The sequence below is a fragment of the Pontibacter lucknowensis genome (assembly GCF_900156415.1).
In the GTDB taxonomy this organism is placed as follows: Bacteria; Bacteroidota; Bacteroidia; order Cytophagales; family Hymenobacteraceae; genus Pontibacter; species Pontibacter lucknowensis.
In genome coordinates this window covers 398,403-414,934 of sequence record NZ_FTNM01000006.1, presented here as the reverse complement: position 1 = coordinate 414,934, position 16,532 = coordinate 398,403, and the positions used below count along the sequence as shown (strand labels likewise).

Genomic DNA, 16,532 nt, shown 5'->3' with positions numbered 1-16,532 from the left:
TACGGATTAAGAGAACTTTGGGAGAACACCAGGGCTTCAAATGAAGGCTGATATTTCTAAAAATGAGTAGTTAAAACAGCTGTAGCGTGGCAGGAGGTGTTTTGTACCAGCTCGTTTTCCGTATTTGTACGTCTTTTGGGTAAATGGCGGTTTTGAGTCCGTTAATATAAAACCCAGCCCCACCTAAAACGTTTAATAAGTGCGTGTTTTGTCTAAATTCATATTCAATAAGTTCTATAATTAAATTAAATATACAGTTATGGCAAGAGATTATCAGGATGACTATGGTAGGGGAAGCTATCGCTCTCATGACCGCGACCGCTCTCAACACGATGAAGGAGGCTTTTTCAACCGGATTGGAGAAAAGATCAGCCATGCCTGGGAGCGTATAGCAGGAGATGAGGACGATCGTGGAGAGAGACAGCAGCGAGGCAGTACGCATCATCCTTATTCAGGAGAATTTGACCGTGGCGGGTACCGCTCATCAGGGTATGGTTCGGGCGCTTCAGGAAGCCAGGACCAGCGCTACGGCCAGTCCCAGATGGGCAGGTATAGCCCACAGCGCTCACAAGGGGGCTCTTACCGCTCCGGGCAGAGCGAAAGCAGTAGTGGCTACAGTGGCCGTATGTCTGATTACGGGTCATCATCGCAGGGCAGCAGCTACGGCCGCACCGGCTCTCCATATGGAGCCGGCTCCAGCGGAGGGGAGTACGGCGCTTCAGAGCACACAGGTTATGGCAGCTCACAGCGTGACTACGGCAGCTCATCCGGTTACGGCGAATCTTCAGGAGGCTACGGGCGTAGCTCTATGGGCTTCCCGCGCGGCTCAGACTACGGCAGTGGCGGCTCCGGCTCTATGGGCGGCGGCTACTTTGGCAGTGGGGCAGGGCCGTGGAGTGGTGGTCCGTACGGTGACACCGGCAATGCAGGCTACAGATCGCGCAGCGGATCGCAGCGCGACTCCGGCCAGGACTTCCAGGGCAGAAGCAGCTCAATGGGTAGCACAGGTGGATACGGCAGCTCAGAGGGCTACAGCCGTTCTGACTACGACTACTCCCGCCGCGAGCAGCGCCGTCGGGGCCAGTCTGACCAAAACTTCAGCAGTGATTGGGACAGATAACCAGGAAATGTTCAAAAGAAAAGGGACCGTACAAAGCGGTCCCTTTTTTATTTACTTGGCAATCATCTGTCGTGCTTCTTCCACAGTTTCGGCTGACTTGATCAGGCGGTCAAGCCCCAGAATCTCGAACACGTTGCGGATCTTAGGCTGCATGTTCACCATAACCAGGTCCATCTCCTTCAGGTTGCAGGCCTGAAAAGCAGCCAGCAAAACGCCCAGGCCGGCAGAAGAGATATAGGTCAGTTCGCTGCAATCGATCAGCACAAAACCTGACGAAGCAGCAATCGTCTCCTCCAGGGCATTGTCGGCGTAAACAGATGAACTGGCGTCAAGCTCTCCCTTAAACCGAAGCAATACTCCCTTACCAATCGCATCTGTCGTAACGCTAAAAGTTTTCATCTATCGTTGTTTTCCTTTGGTTGACCAATCTCCAAAATTTCGGGCGCATATCCTCCCGCAACAAGGTGATTGATTAGTGTTATTGGCTCTCATACGCAAAAACGTTTCCCGGGCTGTCCTACTGCAGTAGCCAACAGCTCATGAAACGCGAATCAAAATACTCCTGCTATGGCATGCGTGATGATCGGAGACATATCTACTCCTTCATTTCGGTTAGTTCCGTTGTAAATACGTATACTATCATGCTGGAAATACTGATTTTTTACTAATGCTTCAAATTTAAGTTAAATGTTCGAGAGGTACGATTGTACATTCAGTTATTTATTGTGAAAATTGTCTGCAGGCAGGTATGTCAGATTAAATCGCCTTGGGACCGGGTGCAATCCATTTTTCTTCTTTACATCACTCCTGACTTTTTGTGCTTCGATCCTGAGCCCTGAATATGCCGGACCATGAGGTGGATGTTAGCCTCTCATTTAAAATTATAAAATGATAAACCTTATAATCACCGATGACCACAAAATAGTGCGTGACGGCCTGAAAGCATTGCTGCAGGACCACACGGCTGTACAAGTGGTAGGAGAAGCCGCCAGCGGCAGTGAGTTGATGGAGTTATTGCCTAAAGTTGACGCAGATATTGTCCTGATGGACATCAGTATGCCAGATATGGACGGTTTTGAAACGGCTGCTCATATTTTCAAAAACTATCCCGGGCTGAAGGTGGTGGTACTCTCCATGCTCAGTCACGAGAAATATGTGAGCCGTATGTTGGAGCTTGGTGCTTCAGGCTACATCCTTAAAAATGCAGGCAAAGATGAGCTTTATTGCGCCCTGCAGCTTGTCTCGCAAGGCTGTCGCTACATTAGCCCGGATGTGACGCTGGAGCTACTGCGCAAGGTAAAGCAGTTGCCAAATGAGCTACAGCATACAAACGGGAACGGAGAGTCGCATCGTGAACTGTCCAAACGGGAATTGGAGGTGCTGGCATTGATTGGAGAGGGCTATACCAATGCCGAGATATCAGAAAAGCTTTTTACGAGTAAGCGCACCGTCGAAACCCATCGCCAAAACCTGCTTGAGAAGACCAAGGCCCGAAACACGGCTGCACTTATTAAATATGCCCTGCAGCGCGGCCTGATCTCCTGACGAGATCCAAAGCAGTGCCTCTGCAAACAGGTAAGACAGCCGCAACGGAACGTAATGATTACGGCAGGGCTCCCTGGCACAGGTATTTTCGTATCTTGATATGAAACCATAGCCCGACAGCGCCAATGTATCAGAACCGAAGCGTCGCACGACTTCTTTATGCAGAGGAAACTGACATGGGTGGGCTGCCACTCCGGCAGCCACTGCCCACTAGTCAGGTAGAGCAGCACGACCCCTTTCTGCTACTGCATCATCATACCACCATTATTCCGCAGTCAGATTATCCCTATAAGCTAGGGGTGGACCCGCACCCGCACCGCGGTTTTTCGCCGGTCACCTTTGTGTACCAGGGGGGCGTGCATCACCGCGACTCCCGTGGCAACGACAGCGTCGTGTATGCCGGCGGCACCCAGTGGATGAATGCCGGCCGGGGCATTGTGCACAGTGAGCGCCCTCCCCGTGAAATGCAGGAGCAGGGTGGCGTGCAGGAGATCGTGCAGCTATGGGTGAACACTCCTGCAGCCCTCAAAATGGAACAGCCCGCCTACTATGCCTTGCAAGCTGAAGACACGCCGATGATCAGTGAAGAGCGTGTGCAGATAGCCGTGGTGGCAGGAGATTACAAAGGCACAAGAGGTCCTGTAAAGACTCCCAGCCCCGTGATGGCACTCCGCCTCACCCTGCAGGCCGGTGGGCAATGCGCTATACCTATACCCGCTGATTTCAATGCCATGCTATACCTGCTAGACGGACAGGTGATGCTCGAAGGCTACGGCCTGGTGGATGGGCTGCACCTGGCGCTCCTGAACAGGGATGGCGAGGTCTGCACCATCACTGCCCGCCAGGACACCCGCCTGCTGCTGCTGGCAGGAATGCCACTGCAAGAACCCCTGGCCATGCACGGCCCTTTTGTGATGAACAACCAGACCGAGGTGATGCAGGCCATGCGTGATTACCAGATGGGCAAAATGGGTATGTTGTTCGAGTAAAAGACCGCCTTGTACGCTTACCAGGGCAGGCCCTGCAGGTCAATGTGCGCAGGAGCCTGTCGGTTGGTGTGCGCTGGGCTGAGCAGCATTACATTCGAGTCATACTCCTCCCGGCCGGCCGGCTGATCATATACTAGTTGGCAATCCACAGTGTACCATCCTAATCGCTCGTAAAAAGGCACCAGGGCATCAGCGCAGAGCAGGAGACCCATATTGGCCTGTAGTTTCCGGAACAGAAAGGCGTTTGCTTCGCGCAGTACCTGGCTGGCGTAGCCTTTGCCCCGGTGCGCCGCAGGGGTGATCACATTATTGATTCCTGCTGCCTTCCGGCGCTGACCATCTACCAGAATTTCCCGCTCCACAATGTTACAGAAAGTGGCAACCTCGCCATCTGTTTCCCATAGCACCACCCAATCCGGTGTGGCCCAACTGCGCTGCTGCACAAAGGGTACATGGCCGAACTCCATAGCTATGCATTCATTTAATGTCCGCAGCAAGTCCGGGGTAAGTGCAGGGTAGGGTATAAACTGTATCATGAAATGTATAAGGTGTGAGCTGCTGTTTGCAGCGACTGCAAATTAGCAAATTTGACAAATCAGGTCACAAAAGCCCTTACCCTTACAACTGATTTTTTAGACAGGCTACTACAGTCCTGGACATTAAATGCTCCATTTAGGAGCAGGACCGTTTCATTCTGAGAAAACATACTCAAAACTTACTGTCATACTGTAAAGAAACTTGGTTGGAAAAGAGGGCCCCTACCCCGCGAGGTCAAGCCAATGCTACTTGCGGTGTAGGAGCCCTCTTTTTCAAGATCCTTACAGGATGACAAAAAAAGCATAAAACAACCCTGATTTTAGGAGGGGTCTGATGAGTTTACAGACTAGTGTTATAACACGATTTGTAATATGATAATTTGAAGGTATAACACAGGATTAAAAAAGCTTATTATTCTGATATTATCTGTTTTAGATGCTATACCTTATTTTTAAAATATTATTTTTCTGTGACAACGTTCCGTATTACACTTCTTATAATGACGCCTTAATTAACCTGAATTCTTTCTTCACCCTACTGCCATCCCTGGAGGGTATGGCAGTCTATTTACCTTAATACACCTTATGTAACACGTTTAACTAATCCTTAATTTATGAGAAAACTCTTAGCAGTTGTTGCGCTCAGCCTGTTGGCAGTAAGCAACGTTTTTGCACAGGCTTACATGGACAGTAAGCTCCGTGCTGCCATCACCGATAAGACCAGGTTGGTGCAGGTGGTTGTAACCTTCAAAGGTGAAAGCGCACCTACTTTGCTTGACCTGTCCGTGCTAACCCAGGCGGGTATTACAAAGGGCCTCACACTCAAGTCACTGCCCATTGCCGGCGTGCTGGCTACTGGTCTGCAAGTAGAACTCCTCGCCAAAAGTCCCCGCGTGCTCTCGCTCTACCTGAACGAATCGCTGCAATATGAAAACAACTCCGGCACCGCCCTGACCGGGGTAGACAAGCTGCGCACCGAACCGGTTTTTATGAGCCGAAACGGCGGACTCCCGCTTACCGGCAAGGGTGTTGGGATTGTGGTGAACGACAGTGGTGTGGATGGCACGCACCCTGACCTGCAGTTCGGCCGCAACCTGAAGCAAAACGTTACAGCTGCCACGAACCTAAACGCAGTTTCGTCGCTACTGCCCTACCTGATCCTGGAGAATGTACCGAACACCGATGCCACAGGTGGCCATGGAACGCACGTGGCAGGTATAGTGGGTGGAACCGGACAGGCTTCGCAGGGTTTGTACGAAGGCGTGGCGCCGGGTGCGGACCTGATCGGCTACGGCTCCGGCGCGGCACTCCTGCTGCTCGACGTGCTCTCCGGCTTTGACTATGCCATCACCAACCAGGCCCGCTACAACATCCGCGTGATAACCAACTCATTTGGGACCACCAGCGACACCGGCACGGAGGTGAACCCGGCCGACCCGATCACATTGGCTACGAAGCGCTGCGTGGACCGCAACATCGTGGTGGTATTCTCGGCTGGTAACTCCGGTCCGGGGTCCGGCACCATCACAGGTCAGTACAAGAAAGCCCCATGGGTGATCGCAGTGGCGGCCGGCGACAAGTCTGGCCGACTGGCGGACTTCTCATCCCGCGGTATCAAGAACAAAGGAGGCACTTTCAACCTCGATGGCAAGACCTATACCTGGGAGGACCGTCCGACTGTGACTTCGCCGGGAGTTGACATCATTGCGGCCCGTGTGATAGCGCCTGTTTCGTCGCTTTCCATTGACAAAGATGTGCAGGAGCTGGATCCGGCGCACGTACCTTATTACACCCACATGAGTGGTACTTCTATGGCTGCCCCGCATGTGGCAGGTATAGTGGCCCTGTTGCTGGAAGCCAACCCGACATTGACTCCTTATCAGGTAAAAGAGATCCTGCAGCAAACAGCTACCAACATACCGAACAAAGAGAAATGGGAAGTAGGAGCCGGCTATGTAAATGCCTACGCCGCAGTAGACAGAGTGTACCGTGCTTCGGCACCTTACGGCTCCTCACTGAACATGACACGCACGTTCCGTAGCAATGTGAACGCCAACAACGTGAGCGAGAACTTCACCATAGATTATAACCCTGCGACCACCGCCACAAACGAATATACCTTTAACGTAGCGGAAGGAACTACTGCCATCGAAGCGAAGATCAGGACAACTGGTGTACTCGGTGAAACAGGCAATCCGGTGAACCTCTCCCTTATTTCTCCATCCGGTGCCGAGACGCGCTCCGGTATACCGGTGCTGTTTGCGCTGAGCTATGACCGGGGTGTGGCCGTGGCCTCCCCTGAGGCAGGTACCTGGACGGTACGTATCTCCGGTCTGAACGGGGCCGCCTTCCCGGAGCAGATCAGTGGTGCCGTGAACATGATGACGGCCGCTGGTACCTCCGGTCTGAATGACATTGCAGGCCACCCGGCCGAAGCGTCGATCATGATGGCAGTAAGCGCTCGTCTGGCTGACGGCCTGAGCGGCGGCGGCTTTAAGCCCGACGAGTTGCTCAAGCGCATCGACATGGCCGATTACCTGATGATGGGCGAAGGCATACGCCAGTTCCTGCCTGTGAATGGCGCCTATACCCTTACTGATGTGAAAGAGCGCAACCTGATCGCTGAATCGGTAACGGCTCATGGCGCTGCCCTGCGTGATCAGAAACATGTGCAGAACGGCATTATGCTGGCAGCTGCTCCGGGTAAGTTCAACCCGAACGGCAAAGTAAACCGTGCGGAAGTGGCTTATTCGCTGGTGCAGGCGCTTGGTTTACAGGAGTATGCTCTGCAGCGCAATGGCAAAACACCAACCGTGACTTATAATGGCAATACCTATCCGATAGAAGATGCTGCTGCCATACCTGCCGGACTGGAAGGATATGTCAGCATAGCACTGGAACTGAATATGATCAATGCCTACTTTACCGCTACGCAGGGCCCGTATGATCTGGAGCCGGTACTGCATGCGAGCTTCAAGCCTTTGCAGGACGTGACCCGCGCTGATTTTGCTGTGATAATTACCCGCACACACGGGCTTTGGAACAGTGGCGAGCAGCCATTGGCAGCGGAAAGCACCTCCAATTTGGCTGTTTCGGAAGCAGGCAAACTTGTCAGCTATCCGAATCCGTTCTCTGAGGTGACCACCATTCGCTACGCCGTAGAGCAGGAGGGACCTGTAACGGTTGCAGTGTATGATATACTGGGCAAGAAAGTGCGCACGCTGGTATCGGAAAGAAAGTCAGCCGGTGAGCACCGTATTGACTTCAGAGCCGGTAACCTGCCAGCCGGTACCTACATCTATAAAGTAGAGGCTGGTAGCAAGGTATACTCCAATAAGTTGCTGTTGGCAAAATAAAGACTCAATGAATAAGTGTTAAAAAAGGCTCTCCTATTTGGGAGGGCCTTTTTTGTTGGGAGCGGAAATGCTCCCCTGAAATAAACTGAATCACTTTGGTAAGGTTATAAGTATATTGTACTTAAGCTTTTTCGAGCGTGAGACCAGGTGTTGTCCATTTTGGCGGTATACTACCACAGTGGCTTACCCTCAGAAGGGCATAAAAGCAGTTGAACAGGTGATGCCTTCAGCGTTTGTTGCATTTCACCTTTCGCTGCTTTCATTTTAATTTTCAGCCGGGTCTCAGGACACCTTAAAAACATGAACATTTAATTTATGAAAGCATACAGCAAGTGGTATCATCCGTACGAAATCAACGAGAAGTATCAGAAACGTGTGGCGTATTTCAGCATGGAATTCGGTATACACCAGGCGCTCAAAACTTACTCTGGTGGTCTGGGTTTTCTGGCGGGTTCGCACATGCGCAGCGCCCACGATCTGCGGCAGAACATGATCGGGATCGGCATACTCTGGAAGTATGGATATTATGACCAGGTGCGCAACGACGACCAGACCATGCGGGTACAGTTTCAGAAAAAGTACTATACCTACCTGGAGGATACCGGCATCGTGGTGACGGTGATGGTGAACGGCCATCCCGTAAAAGTGAAAGCCCTGGTACTGCGTCCTGAAGTGTTTGGTACGGTGCCCATGTACTTCCTGACCACCAACATTCCCGAAAATGACCACCTGGCCCGCACGATCACGTATCACCTGTACGATAAAGAGCCGTCCACCCGCATCGCACAGAGCATTGTGCTGGGTATAGCGGGTGCCAAGGTGGTGGAAGAACTGGGTGGTGCGGACATTTACCACATGAACGAAGGGCATGCCCTGCCGCTGGCGTTTTACCTGCATGAAAAATTCGGGAATACCGAAGACATGCGGAAGCGCATCGCCTTCACAACCCACACACCCGAAAAAGCCGGCAACGAGGTGCACGACATTCACCTGCTCAACAACATGTCTTTCTTCAACAAGACCTCACTGGAAGAGGCTCGCCGCATGACGGGCATGCACGGCAATTTCTTTGACTATACCCTGGCTGCCCTGCGCATTGCCAAAGTCGCCAATGGAGTGTCGCAGCTGCATGGGCAGGTGGCCCGCGACATGTGGTACGAGAATGACAACGTGTGCGAGATCAAGGCCATTACCAATGCCCAGAACGCCCGCTTCTGGATGGACAACACCATGCGCCAGGCTCTGGAGCGGGATGATAACCAGTCCCTGATACAACGCAAGGCAGAGATGAAGCAGGAGCTGTTTGAGATCGTGGCCGATCAGACAGGCAAGCTCTTCCGGAAGGATGTACTCACGGTGGTATGGGCCCGCCGCTTTGCTGCCTATAAGCGTGCTGATTTGCTGGTGCATGACATCGAGCGGTTTTTTGACATGCTCACGCAGAAAGACCAGCCCGTGCAGGTGATCTGGGCCGGTAAGCCTTACCCTTTTGATGAGGGAGCCGTGAGTGTGTTCAACAGCCTGGTAAATCTGTCGTACCAGCGCAAGAACTTTGCGGTGCTGACAGGCTACGAAATTGGCTTGTCGCGCAAACTAAAGCAGGGAGCTGATGTATGGCTGAACACGCCGCGCAGACCCCGCGAAGCGTCGGGCACCAGCGGTATGACCGCCGCCATGAACGGAGCCGTGAACCTTTCGGTGCTGGATGGCTGGCTGCCGGAGTTTGCCCGCCACGGCGAGAACAGCTTTGTACTACCGGTAGTAGACAGCAACCTGCCCGATTCCATGCAGGATGAGATCGACCATAAGAACCTGATGAGTATCCTGGAAAATGAAGTGATCCCGACTTATTACAAGGATCGCGGAAAATGGATGGGCATCGTCAAGCAAAGCATGCGCGATGTGATTCCTTTCTTCGACTCAGACCGTATGGCGCGACAGTACTACGAGCTGATGTATTAGGTATAAGCAGGGGCATATGTGACATAAGAATTAAAACAAAAAGGCCAGTCCCGAAATCGGAACTGGCCTTTTTATATGATGGTCGCTTACAATTGTCGTCCGAAGCGGCTTCCGAAGAAATCGCCTGCTTTCCAGCTTGGTCGCTGCGGGTTATTGGCCACCTGGTAGCTGATCAGGAAGTTCAGCTGCACGTACTTTTTCCCGGCCTTGTAGTCGAAGGTATCGTTGAAGTTATCCTGTGGCTTGTGGTAGTGCACGGCACGCCATTGCTCCACCTGCTTGTTCAGGTTATTGAGACCGTCTTTGGTCTTGTTGCCATACTTGATGTGCAGGGCAGGTATACCTTGCATCACAAAGCTGTACTGGTCGCTGCGGATGAAGCGCATCTGCTCCGGCTCCGGGTCTTCCTCTACTGCCAGGCCAAGGTGGTTCGCTGCGGCGGCTACTTCGTTTTCGAGCGAGGAGTGGTTCGCTCCCAGGCCTACAACTGACAATAGCGGTGCAATGATGGTTGGCATGTCCGTGTTGATGTTGGCCACGATCTGCTCCACCGGCACAGTCGGGAAGCGGGCGAAATAAGCGGAGCCCAGCAGGCCCATCTCCTCAGCAGTTACCATTACAAATAGGACAGAACGCTTTGGTTTTTCAGACAGGCGGGAGTAGATTTTCGCGATCTCGAGCACGCTGGCTACACCGGAGGCATTGTCGTGTGCGCCGTTGTAGATGGAGTCACCATTCACGGCACGGCCCACGCCTACGTGGTCGAGGTGGGCGCTGTGCACTACGTATTCGTTCTGCAGCTGCGGATCAGCACCGGTGATCTTTCCGATCACGTTGTGGCTTTCAAAATCCTTGTAGGTAGAGGTATAGTTGGTGCGCAAGGTATGGGCGAGTGGGGTAGAGGCTGGCTTGCCTTGCTGCAGTTGCTCGCCCACTTTGGCCATCTCTATACCTGTGCCTTTAAGCAGCTGCTCGAAAGTGCTACTGTTAATGCTGGCCAGCACCCGGATTTTATCCGATACATAGTTGCGGGAAACGGCCACTTTGCCATTCGGGTCCATCACGCTGTACGTACCGCCCTGCAGATTAGGCACACCGGCTTTCGGGTTCGTATTGGCCACGATCACACCCACGGCGCCTTTCTCAGCAGCGATCTTCAGCACCGTCATCATGTCGCGACTGTAGGCCGACACGGTGGAAGGGAAGCTGGCAGGGGCGCCGCGCAGCACGACTACAATTTTGCCGGTCACGTCTATGCCTGCGTAATCATCATAGCCCAGGTCAGGAGCGCTGATGCCGTAACCAGCGAACACCAGCGGAGCTTCTATACTGACTTCAGGCTCTTCGGCATGCGGGTATACTGAGAAGTCCTTGTTGTAGGTCAGCTGCATTGCGGTGCCCATTGAATCGGCAATCACCATGCTGGCTTCTTTGCCGGGGAATGACTGGCGCAAACGTACCAGTTGCAGGTAGGTGCCGTTCTCACCACCGGGTTCTATACCTGCCTTCTGGTAATGCTCCACTACATAGTCCACGGCCATCTGGTAGCCTTCGGTGCCGGGCTTGCGACCCAGCAGGCGGTCATCGGCCAAATACTTGATATGGGCCTTTATATCATTCGGCTTTACTTTTTTGAGCGATTTCTCAACAGGTTTTTCAAGTGCCAGCGACTGGGCGGAGGCACTTCCTTGTAGCAGAAGGCCACAGGAAAGGGCCAGGAACAGAAAGCGTTTCATTCAGATCAGATTGGTTGTTTCACCAAATATAAGGGAAATGCAGCATAGCGCCTATGCTACACCTGCCCGAAAGGTATAGGAGGAGAAGTATAGAGTTAATCTCTACGGTTTTTGCGATGCTCGATCTTTCTCAAAATGAAGGTCAGCGCAGTCAGGAACATCAGAAACAGAATCAGGCTCAGGATTTTCATACCTTATGCAACTGTTGGTAGAGTTACACACAGCTGACTACTCGTCTTTTCTCTCCTCCTGGTGCACGAGGTAGCTGGTAAGCTTGTCCCATTGCAGCCCCTGAAAACCGGCCCAGCCGCCTTCTGCTATCAGGGTGTTCAGCACCGAGCGGTCACCGGATTCTTCGCCCTGGTTGTTGATGTACTCATTCTTACCGATCTCGGAGGCGATGAGTCTGGTGCCCTGCAATTCTACCCGAAACGTACTGCTGGCCTCTTTGGTGAAAAAGTGCTCGGTTACTTCCTCCTCATCCACAGGCGGATTGGGTTTCTCGCTGGGATGTACCGTAAACTCGGCCAGGTTGTCCTCGATGCGTATGCTGGATATGTTCACCCAGTTTTCTACATTGGAGGCAGGCAGCGTAATCTTCACAAAATAGCCAATCTCCGGAATTTCTGCCGTCGTTTTCCGCCCCCGGTCATCATGCAGTTCGAAAGTGGAATTGATGCCCTCCAGGTTTGACCAGAGGTTTACGTTGAAAAGCTTCTTCTTTGATTCCTCAAAAGCCGTTCGCGCAGTGGTCATATCCGGGTAGTTCTGTTCGTTCTGGTAGACTTTGTCCTTGGACTCTTCGCCCTTCAGCACTTTTACTTCTTCTTTTACCTTATCAACTACTTTCTTGATGCCCATGTTGTCTTGTTTTAGTTTGTTAACTGAACTAGGTGTATACGTTAGATATGTCGATCTGAAGGATATAGGAGGACTAAAACGATCCGAATTGTTTTACATAAACTAATATCAGACCAGCACTGTCATGCGATAAGCAGCGCTGGTCTGATATTATGATTCTGAATGTCCTTACCGTTTGGAGAGTTTGACCTTATAAGATTCTCCTTGCCGATCTACACAATACAGCATGTAGATGCCTGAGTTCAGTTTTAGCGCTCCTAAGTTGATTTCCAGCTTGTTATCCGGGGTTTTTATTTCTGAAGCTGACCGGTATACCTGTCTTCCTGCCATGTCATAGATGGTCAGCTGCCGGACCTCTGCCATGCCCTCTGGAAGCTGTAGCGTAAGCTCATCCCGGAACGGGTTAGGGTATGCGGTGATCTCCTGGCTGAGCAGCGGGTCCGTTGAGCCGGTAACAGCTTGCGTTGCAGTAGCGGCTATACCTGAAACGACGTATGGTGACAACCTGCTGCCAGGTATAGGGCGCTCGAGCGTGCCATTCGGCAACTGCCAACCTACGGCCAGGTGATCTGAGCCGCCGCCCTCCAGGTGCACAGCCTCAATGTAGTAGCGTTTACCGGCTTCCAACGTGATCCTGGCTGACTGCTGACTTGGCGACTTCAGCCATTCCCGCTCATAGGTCCACCCCGGAACAGAGGCAATGCGTACTTTTTGTGCCGGATTCTCTGAGGTGCTCAGGTATAGCTCGGCCACATCGTCGCCGGCAATCCAGAAAGTATACTGGCCAGAGGCAGGGGCAGTCACGTAGCCTCTGATACGCTGCCCGTAATTAGTGCCCACATTGACTGGCGCTTCGAAACTAGTGAGCTCAGAGGTGCTGGTCGGCGTAGAGTTAACGGGTACGGCACTTACGCTCGAACCGTGCACATTGGTCCAGAAGTCGCGGGTGATTTTGCCGGCGGTAGTGGGAGGTGTGCTGCCAAAAGGCGAGAGCCTGCTGCCGGGTATGGGCCGCTCGAGGGTGCCGTTTGGCAGCTGCCAGCCGACAGCCAAATGGTCACCACCGCCGCCCTCCAGGTGCAGGGCTTCTATATAATAGCGCTTGCCTGCCTCCAGCGTGATCTTTGCTGACTGCTGGCTTGGGGCCTTGGTCCACTCCCGCTCGTAGGTCCAGCCTGGAACTGTGGCGATGCGCATCTTCTGCGCCGGATTGTCGGTCGTACTCAGCCACAACTCCGCAAAGTCGTCGGCAGCGATCCAGAAGGTATACTGTCCTGACACCGGCGCGGTGACGTAACCCCGCACCCGCTGGCCATAGTTGGTGCCTGCGTTCACGGGCGCCTCAAAGCTTGTCAGTTCGCTCACGCTGGTAGGCGTGCTGCCAACAGGTATAGCCGTTACGCCGGAGCCATGTACGTTGGCCCAGAACTCCCTGGTGATCTTACCTGAGCCGGACGTTGTTCCTCCGGTGATGTTGACGGTGATCGGATTGGAAGTAGACGTGTGCCCCTGGCTGTCGGTGGCTCTTGCCGTGATGCTGTAGCTGCCTGCCGTGGTGGGTTGCCAGGTATAGCTGAAGGGCTGTGTGCTTGAACTGCCGATGACGGTGGTGCCGGCCAGGTATTCGACTTTCGTCCAGGTGCGGGCCAGGTCCGTGAAACTGACTTTTAGCTCCACATTGCTGCCCACTGCAAACGAGGAATTGTTGGCAGGCGAGGAAATGGTAACCGGCTTGGTGGTGGTGGTGCCGCAGTCAGGGTATAAGTCCACGAAGGACGAAGCCGACAAGCCCGCAGGGTCTGTCACTTTCAGGTTGATGCGGTAGAAATAGGTTTCGCCGTCGCAGCCAACCGGAGTGATGGTGGCAGAGGTGGACGGGTTGGTGTCGATGGCCTCGGGGTGAGTGTGGGTGTTGTGGTGCAGCACTGCCTGCCATTCGTATTTTAGCTGCGCTGCCGTATGCTCCCGGTCCGTTACATTGGCCGTCAGTTTGTACACGGTGCTCTGCGTCATGGGGTATTTTGTGCCGGCTGCCGGGCTGGTGATCTGCACCGTTGGCGGGGTGTTGTTCACCGAAATGGTCAGGTTGGTAGTATTGCTCAGTCCACCAGCGTCTGTCACCTTCAGCACCACCTGGTAAGAGGCCAGTCCGGACGCGTTGAAGGTATGGCTCGGGTTGGCCTCTGTCGATACAGGGGTGCCGTCACCGAAATTCCATTCATAGCGGAGCGCCTGTCCTTCAGGGTCTGCAGAGCCAGTGCTGCTGAACCTGACGGTGAGCGGGCTCGGGCCGAAGAGTTTGTCGGCTGAGGCGGCTGCAGTAGGAGGCTGGTTGGTGCCGGCGCCATAGCTTATTTTGCGCAGCTGGGCGGCGTAGTTGATGTAGTAAAGCCCGCCTGTAACCGGGTTGGTAGCCATGGCTACCACTGCAGCTCCGTTATCTACAAAGTTGCTAATTGATTTGGGGTTATCAGACGCATCAAACGTAGAGGTTTTGATCCAGCCGCCTACATAGTCCCCAAAGAAATAGGTGTTTTTATACTGCGCCGGAAAGTCGTTTCCGGTGTACCAGACACCCCCTGTGACAGAGCCGCCTCCGAACTGCGGACCTGAGACAGGAGAACCGGCCGCTCCGATGTTTATTACGGTGGCGTCTTCGCCTGAGAAGGTACCAGTGCGGGAGCCGCCTCCTTTCTGCACGTGCAACCAGTCAAAGGCAGGACGGGCGTGCACAAACAATCTGAAGCTGGAAGCAGGTATAGCCACGCTCCAGTTGCAGGGGTTACCGAAATATGGTTGTGTGGTGGCTCTGGGCTGCATGATCAGATCACGGTACATAAAGTACTGCTGGGTACAGCCGCCCTGTCCGTAGAGCGGGTTCTGGGCGATTTGCGTGTTGTATACCTGCCGGTGATAGTGCCACTCCTGTTGCTCCAGCCCTTCGTAGATGGGCCAGCCGAAGTTCATGCCCGGTCTGGGAGCAACGTTTATTTCTTCGTAGTTATACCAGCCCACGTCGCCAATGTACAACGTACCGGGATTGCCGGAGCCCCCTGAGCCCGGTTTGATGGTGAAGCGAAACGGGTTCCGGAAGCCCAGCGCCCATACCCTGGAGGCAGGAGCCCGCGGATCAGCAGAATTATAGAAGGGGTTGGATGGCAGTCCATTTCCAGTCGCTGGGTCTATGCGCAGAATTTTACCGTTTAGCGAATTGACCTGCTGCGCCCTGTAAGCGCCAATGTTGTCGCGCTCTGTGATGATGCCGTCCCGCAGCGCCTGCGGGATGTAAGTATCGTTGGGGTTGGCGGGGTCATAGCCGGTATCCACGTAGCCAGCAGAGGCCGCATCGCCAGTCGAAACCAACAGGGAGCCATCCTCCCCGAAAATGAGCGAACCCACGCCATGACCCATATAAAGGATCGGTATACCTCTGGAGATGGATTCCCCGATCAGAATCTTACGGGTGCTTAGGTCGGTGGTTTTGCGGTTGTCGGAAGAGCGGGCCGTATAGCGGGTCAGGCGACCGATGGTGGCATTGTTGTACTCATTGGCTGAGGCGCTATAGCTGCCGGAGCCATGGTAGAGCAGGTGGTGCCTGTCGACTACATACAGCAGGTAGAAATAGCCGTTGGAATCGAAGTTCGGGTCCAGCGCAAAACCCAGTAAACCGTGATCTACCCAGTTGCCGACCTCTTCGCTGATGTCGATCAGTGGCGTAGGAAGTTTCTGTCCGTTCTCCACAATCCATACCTTCCCACCTTTTTCCCAGACATAGATCCGGTTACCGTCTTTTGAGAAAGTGAGGCCTACGGCAGCATCCCAGGTACCGCCGATCTGTACATTGGTAAAACCGGAGGGCTGCGCCTGCAGTGAAGTAGAAGCTAAAACCAAAAACAGGAGGTATAGGCAGCAAGTATAGAAGTTAACATTCCGAGCAATAGGGGAAATACCAGCGATGCGCAGGCGCAAACGGGCACAGCCCCGGCAGAGGCCGCCAAGCGTGTAATCCTGAAGCATAAGAATAAGAATTAAGGTGAGAAAAAAGTTGAAAGAGCAGGAGCAAGTAAACTACCAGCCGCAGGCCGATAAATATTTGCTAAAAATACTACCTGACCGAGATGTCAGGAGAAAGGGTAAGCACATTTAGGACATTAAAACTGCTGATAGCATCCGCCAGCCAATATCGTGTTATATCTGAATATTTATTTAAATAGTATAAATTTCTATGCAAATAACAATATTGTATACGACTGAGGATAAGGCTTGTTTCGGCAGCAGCTATAGCTGCTACTCGTTAGTTTTAGTTGAATGGCAATCAGGAGATTTAAGCAAAAGTCAAAATACTGCCTCCTGTGCTGTGGGCAGCGGTACGGGAACTGCTTTCAGATACCAGCATAGAATAAAACAAGCCCTCCCGCCAAAGGCAG

At 53.1% G+C, this 16,532-nt stretch carries 10 protein-coding genes; 5 read left to right on the top strand and 5 right to left on the bottom strand.

All coding sequences use genetic code 11. The annotated features are described in order from the left end of the window. The first annotated feature begins 259 nt into the window (after positions 1 to 259). Entirely contained in the window at positions 260 to 1,120 is an 861-nt protein-coding gene (locus tag BW972_RS18505) for a hypothetical protein (protein WP_076423215.1), read from the top strand. A gap of 51 nt (positions 1,121 to 1,171) precedes the next feature. Here the strand turns inward: BW972_RS18505 and BW972_RS18500 are convergent, their stop codons facing one another. Continuing rightward, positions 1,172 to 1,519: an STAS domain-containing protein gene (locus BW972_RS18500; RefSeq protein WP_007658051.1), complete on the bottom strand. Its 348-nt coding sequence runs from the start codon at positions 1,517 to 1,519 to the stop codon at positions 1,172 to 1,174. Between the two features lie 489 nt (positions 1,520 to 2,008). On the opposite strand from BW972_RS18500, the gene BW972_RS18495 reads away from it, so the two are divergent. Together BW972_RS18495 and BW972_RS18490 are read left to right on the top strand one after the other, a co-directional pair. Continuing rightward, on the top strand, positions 2,009 to 2,665 hold the full coding sequence (locus BW972_RS18495; RefSeq protein WP_007658053.1) for a response regulator: 657 nt from the start codon (positions 2,009 to 2,011) through the stop codon (positions 2,663 to 2,665). A gap of 125 nt (positions 2,666 to 2,790) precedes the next feature. Beyond that, complete coding sequence (locus BW972_RS18490; RefSeq protein ID WP_076423214.1) at positions 2,791 to 3,654, top strand: pirin family protein; 864 nt, start codon at positions 2,791 to 2,793, stop codon at positions 3,652 to 3,654. Positions 3,655 to 3,671: 17 nt separating this feature from the next. On the opposite strand, the gene BW972_RS18485 is transcribed toward BW972_RS18490, so the two are convergent. Continuing rightward, the gene (locus BW972_RS18485; protein WP_083674260.1) at positions 3,672 to 4,190 is read right to left on the bottom strand and encodes a GNAT family N-acetyltransferase; all 519 of its coding nucleotides are present in this window, start codon (positions 4,188 to 4,190) and stop codon (positions 3,672 to 3,674) included. Between the two features lie 614 nt (positions 4,191 to 4,804). On the opposite strand from BW972_RS18485, the gene BW972_RS18480 reads away from it, so the two are divergent. Beyond that, the gene (locus BW972_RS18480; protein WP_076423212.1) at positions 4,805 to 7,546 is read left to right on the top strand and encodes a S8/S53 family peptidase; all 2,742 of its coding nucleotides are present in this window, start codon (positions 4,805 to 4,807) and stop codon (positions 7,544 to 7,546) included. Positions 7,547 to 7,861: 315 nt separating this feature from the next. Then, positions 7,862 to 9,508, top strand: a complete 1,647-nt coding sequence (gene glgP, locus BW972_RS18475; protein ID WP_076423211.1) for an alpha-glucan family phosphorylase — start codon at positions 7,862 to 7,864, stop codon at positions 9,506 to 9,508. An 86-nt stretch (positions 9,509 to 9,594) separates the two neighbouring features. Here the strand turns inward: glgP and BW972_RS18470 are convergent, their stop codons facing one another. The 3 genes from BW972_RS18470 to BW972_RS18460 all read right to left on the bottom strand — a co-directional run bounded on the left by BW972_RS18470 (position 9,595) and on the right by BW972_RS18460 (position 16,122). Beyond that, positions 9,595 to 11,244: a M28 family metallopeptidase gene (locus tag BW972_RS18470; RefSeq protein WP_007658064.1), complete on the bottom strand. Its 1,650-nt coding sequence runs from the start codon at positions 11,242 to 11,244 to the stop codon at positions 9,595 to 9,597. Positions 11,245 to 11,472: 228 nt separating this feature from the next. Next, entirely contained in the window at positions 11,473 to 12,105 is a 633-nt protein-coding gene (locus BW972_RS18465) for a hypothetical protein (protein WP_007658065.1), read from the bottom strand. A gap of 168 nt (positions 12,106 to 12,273) precedes the next feature. After that, positions 12,274 to 16,122, bottom strand: a complete 3,849-nt coding sequence (locus BW972_RS18460) for a PQQ-dependent sugar dehydrogenase (RefSeq protein WP_076423210.1) — start codon at positions 16,120 to 16,122, stop codon at positions 12,274 to 12,276. Between the last annotated feature and the right edge of the window lie 410 nt (positions 16,123 to 16,532).

Bases quoted from the DNA above. Each gene is read 5' to 3' on its own strand.
- BW972_RS18505 (WP_076423215.1), top strand. From the start codon at position 260: ATGGCAAGAGATTATCAGGATGACTATGGTAGGGGAAGCTATCGCTCT.
- BW972_RS18500 (WP_007658051.1), bottom strand. From the start codon at position 1,519: ATGAAAACTTTTAGCGTTACGACAGATGCGATTGGTAAGGGAGTATTG.
- BW972_RS18495 (WP_007658053.1), top strand. From the start codon at position 2,009: ATGATAAACCTTATAATCACCGATGACCACAAAATAGTGCGTGACGGC.
- BW972_RS18490 (WP_076423214.1), top strand. From the start codon at position 2,791: ATGTATCAGAACCGAAGCGTCGCACGACTTCTTTATGCAGAGGAAACT.
- BW972_RS18485 (WP_083674260.1), bottom strand. From the start codon at position 4,190: ATGATACAGTTTATACCCTACCCTGCACTTACCCCGGACTTGCTGCGG.
- BW972_RS18480 (WP_076423212.1), top strand. From the start codon at position 4,805: ATGAGAAAACTCTTAGCAGTTGTTGCGCTCAGCCTGTTGGCAGTAAGC.
- glgP (WP_076423211.1), top strand. From the start codon at position 7,862: ATGAAAGCATACAGCAAGTGGTATCATCCGTACGAAATCAACGAGAAG.
- BW972_RS18470 (WP_007658064.1), bottom strand. From the start codon at position 11,244: ATGAAACGCTTTCTGTTCCTGGCCCTTTCCTGTGGCCTTCTGCTACAA.
- BW972_RS18465 (WP_007658065.1), bottom strand. From the start codon at position 12,105: ATGGGCATCAAGAAAGTAGTTGATAAGGTAAAAGAAGAAGTAAAAGTG.
- BW972_RS18460 (WP_076423210.1), bottom strand. From the start codon at position 16,122: ATGCTTCAGGATTACACGCTTGGCGGCCTCTGCCGGGGCTGTGCCCGT.